The organism is Pseudomonas sp. S2_H01 (genome assembly GCF_054668305.1).
Genome location: NZ_CP162756.1, coordinates 1,481,956 through 1,494,511 on the forward strand (window position 1 = coordinate 1,481,956; position 12,556 = coordinate 1,494,511).

Sequence of the window (12,556 nt, forward strand, 5' to 3'; positions counted from 1 at the left end):
CTGGCGCTTTACACACTTCGCCACAGGTACCCCATGACCAACTCCGATATCGTCCAGAAACTCTGGAACCTCTGCGACGTCCTGCGCGACGATGGCATCAACTACAGCGACTACGTCACCGAGCTCGTGCTTCTGCTGTTCATCAAGATGGAATACGAACAGGTGCAGAACAACGACAGCTTCGGCCACAAGCTGCCCGAAGGCGCGCGCTGGCCCGACCTGGCTGGCAAGTCCGGCGTTAACCTGCTCGATCACTACCGACAGATGCTGCTGGACCTTGGCAAAAACCCTGACCCGCTGATCGCCGCCATCTACGCCGACGCTCAGACTCGCCTCAAGGAACCGCGCCACCTCGAGCAGTTGATCAAGAGCCTCGACGGCATCGACTGGTTCAGCGCCCGCCAAGACGGCCTCGGCGATCTTTATGAAGGCCTGCTGGAAAAGAATGCCAGCGAAACCAAGTCCGGCGCCGGCCAGTACTTCACCCCGCGCCCGCTGATCGACAGCATCATCCGCTGCATCAAGCCGCAGCCGGGCGAGACCGTCCAAGACCCGGCCGCCGGTACTGCGGGCTTTTTGATCGCTGCTGACGCCTATATCAAAAGTCAAACCGACGATTACTACGACCTCGACGCCAAAGCCCAGGCATTCCAGCGCAATCGTGCTTTTGTCGGTGTAGAGCTGGTGCCCGGCACTCGCCGTCTGGCACTGATGAACACACTGCTGCATGGCATGGAAGGCGACGAAGAAGGCGTGGTGCACCTGGGCAACGCCCTAGGTCAGACCGGGGCCAGCTTACCCAAGGTCGACGTCATCCTCTCCAACCCACCGTTCGGCACTGCCAAGGGTGGCGGTGGCCCGACTCGTGATGACCTCACCTACCGCACCAGTAACAAGCAGTTGGCTTTTCTCCAACACATCTACCGTGGCCTCAAGCCCGGTGGCCGCGCTGCCGTGGTGTTGCCGGACAACGTGCTGTTTGAGGCCGGCGTCGGCACCGACGTGCGTCGCGACCTGATGGACAAGTGCAACCTGCACACCATCCTGCGCCTGCCTACTGGCATCTTCTACGCACAGGGTGTGAAGACCAACATACTGTTCTTTCAGAAGGGCACCGTGGAAAACCCGCGGCAGGAGGAAGGTTGCACCAAGCGCGTGTGGATCTATGACCTGCGCAGCAACATGCCCAGCTTCGGCAAGCGCACGCCCTTCGGGCCCACGCACCTCAAGCCCTTCGAAGACGCCTATGGTGATGATCCCAACGGCGGAAGCCCGCGCGCGGAAAACGTCGAGGGTATTGGTGAATCCAGCCGCTTCCGCTGCTTTACTCGCGATTACATCCGTAACGAACGTGGTGACTCGCTGGATCTAAGCTGGCTAAAGGACGACAGCAGCCTAGATGCCGTTGACCTGCCCGCTCCGGAAGTACTGGCGGGTGAGGCCATGGCTGAACTGACCGAGGCGCTTCGTGAGTTGGAAGAGCTGATGAAGGCGCTGGGTGCGGGGGACGAAGTGGTAGCGCAAAAGCAGTTAATAGCGGAGGTGATGGGGTTAGACCTGAATGAGGCGGATCTGAAATGACTACCCACCAAAAACTCAGCAAATGGGTAACAACTGAAGTTTCTACTATTTGTGAGATCATCCGTGGCGTCACCTATAACAAGAGTGAGAGTCGTGACTCCCAAGAGAATGGCTACTTACCTGTTTTGCGCGCAAATAACATTCAAGACGGGCGACTTAACTCATCCAACCTGGTTTTTGTTCCCGAGAACTGCATATCTTTACGGCAAACTATAAGGGCCGGAGACATAATAGTCGCGATGTCTAGCGGCAGCAAAAATGTGGTAGGGAAAGCGGCACAAGCAGTAACGAATTGGAACGGTAGCTTCGGCGCTTTTTGTGGCGCCATTCGTCCGTCAAGTGAAATAAACAAACGGTACTTTTATTACTTCACGCAATCTGCGGAGTATCGCCAGAGAGTATCGACGCTTTCTGCTGGCATGAACATCAACAACTTAAAACCATCTCACTTTGATGAAATTAAGATTCCTATCGCACCGCTTGCCGAACAAACCCGCATCGCCGCCAAGCTTGACGAACTACTGGCCCAGATCGATACCCTCAAAGCCCGCATCGACAGCATCCCCGCACTGCTAAAACGCTTCCGCCAGTCCGTCCTCGCCGCCGCAGTTTCCGGGCAATTAACAGAAGAATGGCGCTCGAAGAAAGCTTCTGCTGATCAGCTAGGTAATAGCACCTATCCCGAGGTCCCCCTAGATTTGCTCGCTGACTTTCAAAACGGATTCGCCTTTAAAAGTGACTGGTTTTCAAAAACTGGGGATATTCAGGTCGCCAAGATTGGAAATGTCAGAAACGGAAAAGTAGACTTGGGGAACTCCCCAGCATTTGTTTCCTATGAGGTCGGCTCTGAATACCAGCGCTTTATGACCTTAGAGGGTGACATCCTTCTATCGATGACAGGCACAAAATACAAAAGAGACTATGGCAATGCATGCAGTGCTCCTGCCGGGATTCTTGTAAATCAAAGGGTAGGTAAATTACGGCCGCAGAGGGACAAGGTAGATGGCCGTTTTTTGTTGCTGTGCCTACAAACTGCAGGGTTTCGCGAGCAATTTTTCTCTGGTGAAACTGGTCAAGTGAGTCAGGGCAACGTCGGCTCAGAGCACATCAAAAAGTGTCTTATCCCAAGTCCCCCAATTGAAGAGCAGGCTGAAATAGTCTGCCGGACCGCACAACTCTTCGCCTTTGCCGAGCAAGTGGAAGCGAAAGTTGTCTTGGCTAAAAGCCGCGTCGACCATTTGGCCCAAAGCATTCTGGCTAAAGCCTTCCGCGGCGAACTGGTGCCGCAAGACCCGAACGACGAACCGGCCAGTATGCTGCTTGAGCGCATCAAGGCTCAACGCGCCGCCATGCCCAAGGCCAAACGCGGTCGCCAGGCTGCCAAATTGAGCTAAGCCTCACATCAGGAAGAAAACGAACCATGTCCGTCCCAACCTACGACCAGTTCATCGAGCCCATCCTACGTTTTCTCGCCTTCCACCCGGATGGTGCCACGGCGGGCGAAGCCCACGAAGCGGCCGCCGTCACGCTTGGCCTAAGCGAGGCACAGCGGCAGGAGACCATCGCCAGTGGCCAGGCCACCTACAAGAACCGCTCAGGCTGGGCACATGACCGGCTCAAGCGCGCCGGCTACTCCAGCAGCGCCAAGCGTGGCTACTGGCAACTGACCGACACCGGCCGCGCGTTCGCTCAGGCCAACCCTGCCCCGTTGAGCGCAAAACAGGTCGAGCATCTAGCTGTGAACTTCATGAGCGTGAAACTGAAGACAGCGCCGGATGCCGCCTCGCTGGATGAAAGCAACGACACGTCAACGCTGATTGCCCAAACCGACCTCGCCACTAGCAGCCCGCAGGAGCGCTTGAACCAAGCCATCCTCGAGTTGCGTACCAGCGTCGCGGGCGACCTGCTGGACAGCCTGCTGCAAGCGAGCCCGACGCGCTTCGAGCACATCGTACTCGATGTGCTGCACAGCCTGGGCTACGGCGCGAATCGTCAGGCGCTGCAACAAGTCGGCGGTAGTGGCGACGGCGGCATTGACGGCGTGATCTCTCTGGACGCGCTGGGGCTGGAAAAAGTCTACGTGCAGGCCAAACGCTGGCAGAACACCGTCGGCCGCCCCGACCTGCAAGCGTTTTATGGCGCCCTGGCCGGGCAGAAAGCCAAACGCGGTGTATTCATCACCACTTCCGGCTTCACCGCCCAGGCCGTTGACTTCGCGCGCTCGGTCGAGGGGCTGGTACTGGTCGATGGCAAACTCCTGGTCAATCTGATGCTCGACCACGATGTGGGCATTAGCTCGCAGATCTACAAGGTCCCCAGGCTCGACAGCGATTACTTCGACGAGTCGCTCGGCTGAGCCGACGCTCCGAGCTCTAATACCAGAGTTCGATGGGGTGTCGCTCATAGCTTAAAATTAGTGATGAACGTGGTGATCAAAAGCCATCCACTAAACTTCGATCTAGAATCCTGAAGCGGCTGAGCCCAACAAACACCGTCTATCGGAAGCCAAATCACGCAGCATTCCAAGTGGTATTCCAAAAGACTTAGCCGATCAGCTATTAACCAATAAAAGTAGAGACCTACAGACTTTTTTCAGATTACCCCGGCCCACCAAACAAATGAAAGACGTCCTAGGGCGTCTTTTTTTTTGCCTGGAATTTATAAACGCGGACTCAGGTGCATAGCCCAAGCGGCAAAACCACTCAGCCCGCCCCGATTGCCATCCCAGGACCGCTCAAGACAACACCCGCCACACTTGAGACGCCTAAAGCCCCGCATGATCGATCCTCGCCAATTCCACTATTCCGCTTGATCCTCTCAGAGCCGGAGACCGAACCCTTTACGGACCCAACACCCGACAACGCCAACCCGCACAGCACATTCACCAACTGACTCGCACCCCTAACGTCCCGCTTCCACCTTCAAGCGCCTGGCTGTCGAGGTGGGTGTCGTAATCCACCGCCAGATACAGGCTGACGCTTGTTGATACCTTTGCCACAACCCCGACTCCAACGTCAGCGGAAGATGACTTGTGATCGCTCTTGATCCGGTCGACGCCGTTGTACGTCACGGTGTCTTTACCGCCGAAGGTGTGCCAAGTATTGGCACGCAGGTAGGGTTCGACTGGGAGGTTGTTGACCAGATACCGTCCCTTGAGGCGCGCGCCGACTCGGCCGGTCCAGTAGTCTTGGGAGTCGAATGACACATCGGAGATGCCGTCATTCTGTTTGTCCAGATCGATGCTCTGATGAATGACCTGCACTTGCGGCTCCACGACCCAGTGTTCAGAGACCGGCAACGGATAACCGCTCTCCAGCGACAGTGTGACCGCGCGACCTTCGGTGTCGAGTTTGATGCCTCGATCAGACCGGTTGTTGCCGCGAAGACGAGTGCCCATTGCTACGGCATCGAGGTACCCACCCTTTGGATCGACGAGGGTCCAGTAGGCACCGAAATGGTCGCCCTCCATCTTCAGGTGCCCCGCCTTGCGATGCTGGAAGCCTTCGGCGAATCCGTCGACATCGCCTCGCAGTCGGCTCTGCCCGACAAAGAATCCTGCACGTTGCCGTTGGCCTGAATCGGTGACGGCGACGTAGAGGTCGTGGCCGATCTGGTAACCCTGCGTCGAACCGTCGAGGCGGGGCGATACGGTGCCCGACCAGGTCTTCTTCAGATCACTGCCATAGATGCGTGCCCATCCGGCCGGAACACCTCCTGTTTCAGTGAGCAGGCTTTGATCGCCCTGTCGGTCGTGGAAGGTCCCGAGCGCGGACAACGTCATCATGTGTGCCGCCGGCACGACAACCGAATAGACCGGAACCTCCAGTCGATAAAGCGGAATCGCCTCGGCTCCCGGTAGGGCCTGCGGTATTGAAGGAGTAGTCGCTGCGGGCACCGGCGAGGTGCTTGCCACTGCGGTCGAGTCGGAGGTCGCAGGCGCTGCCGGCGCAACGGGCGTTGCAGTCGGCGGTTCGACAGCTGGCTCATCGACGCTCACCGTCGGCGGCGGCGCGGCCACTGGCACAGTGGCCTGGGGGATCACAGGCGCTGCCGGAGGGGTCGGAACAGCCAACGGGGCGATTGCCACAACCGAGGATCGTAAGTACCAGTTATTCTCGGTTCCCGCTGTCACGCCACCCTTGAACAGGTAGTACTGATAAGCGCCCGCCGACACGGATCCCTTCAGCGCAAAGGCATCGCTGCTGCTGGTCGCACCATTGGCGGCCTGAACCACTTCGATGCCGCTGGCCTGAGTCAGCCCACCCAGGCCGCCCAGATTGGTAATGCCCAACTGGGTATTGCCGCTGATCGTGCCCTGCGACACCACCAGCCGGTCAGTTGCAGAGCTGTCACCACCCAATGTGGTCTGCAGCAATAACTGGCCGTTGCTGCTCACGTAGTTGCCGAACACGCTGAGCGTATCCCCAGCCACCGCGCTACGGGAGGTCATGTCGATCACGCCGGCGTTAGTAAGCGTAGCGAGATCGCCCGCGATATAGGGCCGCAGCGCTCCCTGCACCGGAAACAGCGTACTGCTGCTGTCGATGTTGAAGTTGCCAGTGCCGGTCGCACTGTCCCCCAGAAAGAAATCGCCGTTCAGATCGAAGCGCGACTGGTGGGTGAGGCTGACTGTCTCCCAACCGATATAACGTGACGGCGTGGCCGATGAGGTGCCGATGAAGGTCAGCGTGTCTGTGCCCAAACCGCCGTCGATCAAAGGTGTCGTGCTGAGGGTGCTCTCCGTGAGGTTCGCAATACGTGCGGCGTCGTTGCCATCGCCCATCAGCACGGCGGACTGGATCTGCCCGCCAGCGTCCCAGTTGAAGGTGTCGTTGCCGAAACTGATGCGGATCTGCCCGGAGATGATCCCGCCCGTCACGCTGATGCTGTCGTCCCCGCCACTCACGCTGATGTTGCCGCCGATACTGCCGCCAGAAACGCTGATGGTGTCGCGACCGAACCCGGTGACCAGATTCGCGATGATCCGCCCGCCCGACATCTCAAAGATATTGTCATCGAGCTTCATGTCGACACGGCCGATAGTGCCACCGCTCAGTGTCGCCACATCGCCATCTTCGAACGCGCCAATGATCGTACCGCCGCTCATGGAGAATACGTCCCGCGTGTCACCTTGCGATAACGACAGTATCGATCCGCCCGTCATCAGAAAGTTATCCGGACCGTTGCCTTGCAACACGGCGCCCGTGATCGTACCGGCACCGATACGAATGATGTTTGCGCCATCGCCCAGATCGATACTGCCTTGCAGGTTTCCGGAATCCATCGTCAGTCGATTTATCCCGCCGCCCAGCACAATATTGCCGACGATGGTGCCCGTCCCACTGACAGGAAACGTGAGTGTGTTGTTGCCCAGTAAATCCGTAAAACCGGGACTGGTACCGCTGTCGCAGACATAGCTGTCATTACCCGGCCCTGGTGTCAGGGTACAGGCGGCTTTAACTTCCGTGGCTGGCAATAACAACATGAATACGCAAGACAGATAAAGAATATTGCCGACGCGAGCCCGAACGGGCCTTTTCATCAGGAGTGCTCCTGCGGGTATAACCCGAGGCGGTTTTACTTCCTTTTAGATAACGGTGCGGTTCCTGTATACGCGCACCATAATTGCTCCTCTTCATTCATTAGCTAAGAGCAGATTTTGGCTTACGTCAATTTATCAACAGACCGTTCGGGAGATGCTGTCCCGTCAAAAGCGAACGATGGCGGTGGATAAGTGTCGAATTCCGCATGCAGTGTTGCTGCCTGCATCCATGAATAAGAAGGAGACACCAATGGTTACTCACTTCAAAGTGTCAGGGCATCTGGCTTGCGGTCATCACGGCGCAAACCTGAGTTCGAGCACCGACCTTAAAACGGTTAAATGCCGCTCCTGCCGTAACACCGATGCTTATAAAGAAGCCCAGCGCAACAAGCGCAATGCCGCGCGCAGAGCCGCACGTAAATCAAAATCGCCTCACACCGCCACCGACTGGCGCGCCGCCTGGACCGAGCGCTTGACGGCGCTGCCTGGCACACACCGTCTGCCACGCGGGTTTGGTGGTCAACCCAGCGTTTGAGGCGGCTGCCTTGGACTTTTCATCTGCGCCTCATGAGCCACTTTGACGCACGGGGCGCAGGTTGTGACAACGTTAACAACGGCGTAGACTCCGCCTCATCTGGTCGTACCCTCCCATACTCATAATATTCTGCTGACTGCACGCACCGCACAGGCTCCGAGCCTCGCGCGGCGTTTTTGCTTGTTGGCGTTTTGTATGTGTGAGCTCGGCGGCCCTGGCAGTTAGAACATTTACCTTGAGGCTGACGCGTCCTTTGATGAACACCACCGATGCTCGCACTGGAAGTTGGCTCAGCGTTATCGCGCTGGCCCTTGCGGCTTTTATCTTCAACACCACCGAATTCGTGCCGGTCGGGCTGCTCAGCGCCATCGGCCACAGCTTCGACATGACCACCGCGCAAGTCGGCCTGATGTTGACGGTGTATGCGTGGATCGTGTCCCTGACTTCGTTGCCGATGATGCTGATGACCCGCAACATCGAGCGGCGCAAGTTGTTGACCTTCGTGTTCATCCTGTTCATTGCCAGCCATGTGATGTCGAGCATGGCGTCCAGCTTCGGCATGTTGCTGGTCAGCCGCGTCGGCATTGCCCTGGCTCACGCGGTGTTCTGGTCGATCACGGCGTCGCTGGCGGTGCGGGTAGCGCCTGCTGGCAAACAGGTTCAGGCGCTGGGCCTTTTGGCCACTGGCACATCTCTTGCGATGGTGTTGGGGATTCCGCTGGGTCGCGTGTTGGGCGAAGCGCTGGGCTGGCGCACAACGTTCCTGGCCATCGCCATCGCGTCGGGCCTCACGGTGCTGGTGCTGATCAAATCGCTGCCGCTGCTGCCAAGCCAGAATTCAGGTTCTCTGCGCAGCCTGCCGATCCTGTTCAAGCGTCCGGCACTGGTGTCGCTTTATGTGCTGACGGCGCTGGTCATCACCGCGCAATTCACCGCCTACAGCTACATCGAGCCCTTCGCCGACGTCGTCGCCAAGATGAGCGGCGAGATGACCACCATTATCCTATTGCTGTTCGGCGGCGCCGGCATCCTCGGTTCCATCGTGTTCAGCCGCTACAACAACCGCTACCCGCGCGGGCTGTTGATCACCGCCATTGGCGCGATCGCATTGTGTCTGATTCTGTTGCTGCCGTTATCCGGCAAGGCCTCATGGGTCGCGACCCTGAGCGTGGTATGGGGCATGGCGATCATGTGCTTTGGCCTGGTGATGCAATCCAAGGTACTGGCGATGGCCCCGGATGCAACCGATGTCGCGATGTCGCTTCACTCGGGCATCTACAACATCGGCATCGGTGGGGGCGCACTGCTGGGCAGCGTCGTGATCAGCCAGTTGGGCATCGCCAACATCGGCCTGGTGGGCGGCCTCGTGGCGTTCAGCGGGTTGGTGCTGGCAGGGCTGGCGACCTATCGCTACGGCGAGACCCTTCGCGCGTGAGGGCTGGGCAGCAGCTGTAGCAGCGCCTCTGCCCGCGGTTGCGCCGTGTCGGACGCCTTGGCGAGCCTGACACGGAGTGCCGCAGGATTAACGCTACGTTTCCAGGTTCCGCCCGTACCATCATTCCTGTCGATAACCAACATTCCTGCGTTTGCCTTCCGCTCAAATTTCAGGGGCGTACTATCACCTCACACCCAAACACGAACTGAGGGCAGGAAAAATGGTTATTCATCTTCTGACTTGCTTGACGCTGACCGCTTTCACCAGTTACGTCGTCGCCCTCAAACTCTTCGCTCTGGAACCCGTGCACGTCACGGCGGACGAAGACAGTCATCGTGTTATGGCTCGGGCCAACTAAGGCCCCAGTAGCTGACACTTATCAGCACTTTTCACCTTTCAACTTTCTGTTTGATGCGGAGCACTCGACATGACCCGAGACGTCACCCTGCACGTTAGTTTTCCCAAATTTGGTAATAACTATTACTCACAACATGTCGTCGTTCGTAAAAACCGTCACAGCCTGATTGAAGACAAACGCTTCGATGCCTTCATGATGCCGTCGGCGGAAAATCACTTCAGCAATGAAGTGGTGGGCTTTAACGATCAGTTCCGTTTCTTGACTGATGTATTGGCCATGCATCTGCTGGATGTTGAAAGCGCGCGACCTGCCAAGAGAACCCGCCAGTGGGCGCAGCCGCGCAGCCTGTAAGATCACAGGCCATTGACGCCGGTTTTTGCGAGTCCCCCTGCTCGCCAACAACCTCGCCAATGGCCTGTTGCTTTTCCCCCTTCTGTTTCTGATGCCTGGTAACGCCCCTCCCTCCCCAGACACGCTTTGCCTGACCTGACCGTATCGTCAGCATTTGCCATATCGCCCCCCTCATTTATCTCACCAAGCCAGGCATTAAGCTCACCAGCAGTGAGGTTAAAAATCTAAATACGGCTTATAAGCTGATTAATTCAAAATTATTGAATCATGAGTGCATTATTTCGAATTTGCCTCCCGCCCGTTTCCTGACCACAATCGGCGTGCTTCATATCCGAACGGAAAGCTGCCGCAACGGCTCTCCAATCGTTGTTCTGCCTCTTGAAATATCTGGCACTTGCCCCTTTGTGCGGGAGCTTTGTCTCTGCCGACGAGCTCCTTTTTTCAGACTCGGAAACTCACCCGTTGAAAACGCTTTTGCGCAGCTTCATCCCCCACTCCCTCAACACCCATCCCGCTGAATGGACGCGCGCGGCCCTGGGCGCCTGCCTGGGCATTTTCATCAGTGCATTGCTGAGCCGACAGTTGTTCGGCATTGACATCACGCTGCATCTGCTCGGCCCGATTGGCGCATCGGCGGTGTTGCTGTTTGCCGTGTCGACCGGCGCACTGGCGCAGCCGTGGTCGATCATTGGCAGTTACCTGATCTCGACGCTGGTCGCGTTGTTGTGCATTCGCCTGTTCGGCAACACCATCACCGCGGCGAGTGTCGCGGTGTGTTCGGCCATCGTGATCATGTGCGTATGCCGCTGCCTCCACCCGCCTGGCGCTGCCGTCGCGATCAGCATCATCACCTCGAAACAGGAGCTGTCGGCGCTCGGCTTGCAGGTGCTTTTCCCTGTCATGCTCAACGCCATCTGCCTGCTGGTTGCCGCGTTGGTCTACAACAACCTGACACTCGTGCGCTATCCCAGAGCGCAGACGAAAGCAGCGCCGCAGGCCCAAGTCGCGACTTCAGAATCGGCAGGTTTCAACAGTCAGGACCTGGACAAGGCACTCGACGACGTGGGCGCGTTTGTCGACGTGTCGCGCGAAGACCTGGAGACGATCCTGCACAAGACCGAGGCGCACGCCCAGCATCGCAACCGGACGGACATCGACACCGAGCACATCATCTCGCGCAGCACCCACAGCTTGTCGCTGGAACACTCGGTGGCAGATGCCATGAAGATGCTGGCCGGACAGAGCAGCAAATACCTGCCGGTGCTCGACGCAGACCGCAAGGTGATCGGCATCATCAGTCTGGTGGATTGACTGAGCCTCGCCCTTTAAGGGCGCTGTGCACTACACCGACGGATCCCAACGCTGGGACCAGTCACCCTTCTCTTTGGCAATCTCACGCAACAGCTCGAAGGCCCGTTGCAAGGTCGCCGAGGGATTGTCCCGCGCATACACCAGGTACGTCGGGTAGCTGAACTCCGGCGCCAGCGGCACGCGCTCAAGGACGCCCCGGTCCAGCCAGGACTGAACCACGCGCGTGCGGAAATAGCCCGAGCCACCGTTATCGAGGATGTACTGCAACGCGAAGGGCCCCAGATTGAAGGCCACGGCGGCCCTGGATTTTTCCGGCATCGCGGCGTCGTGCTGCTCGCGAAACGAAGGGCCCCAATCGATGTACACATACGGATCGGGCTTGCCCACCACCCGTACCAGTATCAGCTTCTCTTCCAGCAACTCCTCGACCTGAAGCCCGGGCCAATAGGCCGGCTGGTAGACCAACGCGGCATCCAGCACGCCGCGCTCGACTTCCTTCATCAACACGTCACCGTCCTTGACCTCGGCATGCAACGCGTAGTCCGGGATCGCATTGCGGATCTCACGCACCCAACTGAGCATCAACGGGTTACACAGGCTCATTTCCGCGCCCACGCGCAACACATGGCGATAGCCATCCGGCAACGGCAGCTCCCGCCGCGCGGCGTCCCAGGTCTGGACGAGCTGATTGGCGAACACTACAAACGCCTCGCCATCGGACGTCAGCTTCGCGCCTGTGCGATTGCGGATGAACAGCCGGCAGTTGAGGTGGCTTTCGAGCTTCTGCACGCGCGCGGTGATCGCGGTCTGGGTGACGTGCAGCTTCTCAGCAGCAGCCATCAGGCTGCCCAGTCGAACGATTTCAAGAAAGGTACGGGCGAGGTCGATGTCCATCGGTACGGCTCGGCGGCTGGCGTCAGGGTGGCCGGGCCATGGTAGCGCAGCAGCCCGTCGCCCGACCTGAAAAACCTGAGCGATATCCGACGTTAAACAGGCCCGGTATCTGGCGCAAATCCAAAATCCGCTGTCTCATGCAGCAGGTTCGTCCACATCACGAACCCCTTACCTACCTTTCTGCGGAAAACAACATGAAACACGCCCTGCTCACCGGCCTGCTCCTGACTGCCTTTGCCTTGCCCTTCACCGCAACGGCCAACGACGACAACAGCTTGTGCCAGATAAACCTGAGCAAGATTCGCGACACCAAAGCGTCTAAACCGGACCTCAGCGATGCGGTGAGAAGCGACGTCGACACCACCGTCCACCGTGCCGAATCAGCCTTGGCGCGGCATAACGATGATGGCGCGAGAGAGTGTGTTTCCTTGACGCAGCAGGCGCTGCAGAAGCTTCAGAGCAATTGAGGCAAGTCGCCACGCAATAGATCCATTGTGGAAGCGGACTTGCTCTGGTGTGCGACTCCACTGCCCGGGGTGACGCTGATGG

At 58.2% G+C, this 12,556-nt stretch carries 10 protein-coding genes; 8 read left to right on the forward strand and 2 right to left on the reverse strand.

Features of this window, described 5'->3' with window-relative positions:
- The first annotated feature begins 33 nt into the window (after window positions 1-33).
- Genes AB4N84_RS06550 through AB4N84_RS06560 form a run of 3 tightly spaced genes read left to right on the forward strand, consistent with a single transcriptional unit; the run spans window position 34 to window position 3,937 of the window.
- Window positions 34-1,581 (forward strand): class I SAM-dependent DNA methyltransferase, encoded by a 1,548-nt coding sequence (locus AB4N84_RS06550; RefSeq protein WP_460045670.1) that lies wholly within the window; start codon window positions 34-36, stop codon window positions 1,579-1,581.
- On the forward strand, window positions 1,578-2,975 hold the full coding sequence (locus AB4N84_RS06555) for a restriction endonuclease subunit S (protein WP_460045672.1): 1,398 nt from the start codon (window positions 1,578-1,580) through the stop codon (window positions 2,973-2,975). The genes AB4N84_RS06550 and AB4N84_RS06555 overlap by 4 nt, the downstream gene beginning before the upstream one ends.
- 26 nt (window positions 2,976-3,001) lie before the next feature.
- Window positions 3,002-3,937 carry a restriction endonuclease gene (locus AB4N84_RS06560; protein ID WP_460045673.1) on the forward strand — a complete coding sequence of 312 codons (936 nt, stop codon included), beginning with the start codon at window positions 3,002-3,004 and terminating at the stop codon, window positions 3,935-3,937.
- Between the two features lie 525 nt (window positions 3,938-4,462).
- Here AB4N84_RS06560 and AB4N84_RS06565 read toward each other — a convergent pair.
- Window positions 4,463-7,123 (reverse strand): autotransporter family protein, encoded by a 2,661-nt coding sequence (locus AB4N84_RS06565; RefSeq protein WP_460045674.1) that lies wholly within the window; start codon window positions 7,121-7,123, stop codon window positions 4,463-4,465.
- A gap of 250 nt (window positions 7,124-7,373) precedes the next feature.
- On the opposite strand from AB4N84_RS06565, the gene AB4N84_RS06570 reads away from it, so the two are divergent.
- From AB4N84_RS06570 to AB4N84_RS06585, 4 genes are all read left to right on the forward strand, one after another.
- Window positions 7,374-7,658 carry a hypothetical protein gene (locus tag AB4N84_RS06570; RefSeq protein ID WP_074752147.1) on the forward strand — a complete coding sequence of 95 codons (285 nt, stop codon included), beginning with the start codon at window positions 7,374-7,376 and terminating at the stop codon, window positions 7,656-7,658.
- Window positions 7,659-7,914: 256 nt separating this feature from the next.
- Window positions 7,915-9,093, forward strand: a complete 1,179-nt coding sequence (locus AB4N84_RS06575; RefSeq protein ID WP_460045675.1) for a sugar transporter — start codon at window positions 7,915-7,917, stop codon at window positions 9,091-9,093.
- A 427-nt stretch (window positions 9,094-9,520) separates the two neighbouring features.
- On the forward strand, window positions 9,521-9,802 hold the full coding sequence (locus AB4N84_RS06580; RefSeq protein WP_460045676.1) for a hypothetical protein: 282 nt from the start codon (window positions 9,521-9,523) through the stop codon (window positions 9,800-9,802).
- A gap of 462 nt (window positions 9,803-10,264) precedes the next feature.
- Window positions 10,265-11,113, forward strand: a complete 849-nt coding sequence (locus tag AB4N84_RS06585; protein ID WP_460045677.1) for an HPP family protein — start codon at window positions 10,265-10,267, stop codon at window positions 11,111-11,113.
- Between the two features lie 30 nt (window positions 11,114-11,143).
- Here the strand turns inward: AB4N84_RS06585 and AB4N84_RS06590 are convergent, their stop codons facing one another.
- On the reverse strand, window positions 11,144-12,007 hold the full coding sequence (locus AB4N84_RS06590; protein ID WP_460045679.1) for a LysR family transcriptional regulator: 864 nt from the start codon (window positions 12,005-12,007) through the stop codon (window positions 11,144-11,146).
- Between the two features lie 38 nt (window positions 12,008-12,045).
- Here AB4N84_RS06590 and AB4N84_RS06595 point away from each other — a divergent pair, with 38 nt between their 5' ends.
- On the forward strand, window positions 12,046-12,474 hold the full coding sequence (locus tag AB4N84_RS06595; RefSeq protein WP_460045680.1) for a hypothetical protein: 429 nt from the start codon (window positions 12,046-12,048) through the stop codon (window positions 12,472-12,474).
- The last annotated feature ends 82 nt before the right edge of the window (window positions 12,475-12,556 follow it).

Excerpts from the sequence above, each read along its gene's own strand:
- AB4N84_RS06550 (WP_460045670.1), top strand. The coding sequence starts at position 34 with ATGACCAACTCCGATATCGTCCAGAAACTCTGGAACCTCTGCGACGTC.
- AB4N84_RS06555 (WP_460045672.1), top strand. The coding sequence starts at position 1,578 with ATGACTACCCACCAAAAACTCAGCAAATGGGTAACAACTGAAGTTTCT.
- AB4N84_RS06560 (WP_460045673.1), top strand. The coding sequence starts at position 3,002 with ATGTCCGTCCCAACCTACGACCAGTTCATCGAGCCCATCCTACGTTTT.
- AB4N84_RS06565 (WP_460045674.1), bottom strand. The coding sequence starts at position 7,123 with ATGAAAAGGCCCGTTCGGGCTCGCGTCGGCAATATTCTTTATCTGTCT.
- AB4N84_RS06570 (WP_074752147.1), top strand. The coding sequence starts at position 7,374 with ATGGTTACTCACTTCAAAGTGTCAGGGCATCTGGCTTGCGGTCATCAC.
- AB4N84_RS06575 (WP_460045675.1), top strand. The coding sequence starts at position 7,915 with ATGAACACCACCGATGCTCGCACTGGAAGTTGGCTCAGCGTTATCGCG.
- AB4N84_RS06580 (WP_460045676.1), top strand. The coding sequence starts at position 9,521 with ATGACCCGAGACGTCACCCTGCACGTTAGTTTTCCCAAATTTGGTAAT.
- AB4N84_RS06590 (WP_460045679.1), bottom strand. The coding sequence starts at position 12,007 with ATGGACATCGACCTCGCCCGTACCTTTCTTGAAATCGTTCGACTGGGC.
- AB4N84_RS06595 (WP_460045680.1), top strand. The coding sequence starts at position 12,046 with ATGGTAGCGCAGCAGCCCGTCGCCCGACCTGAAAAACCTGAGCGATAT.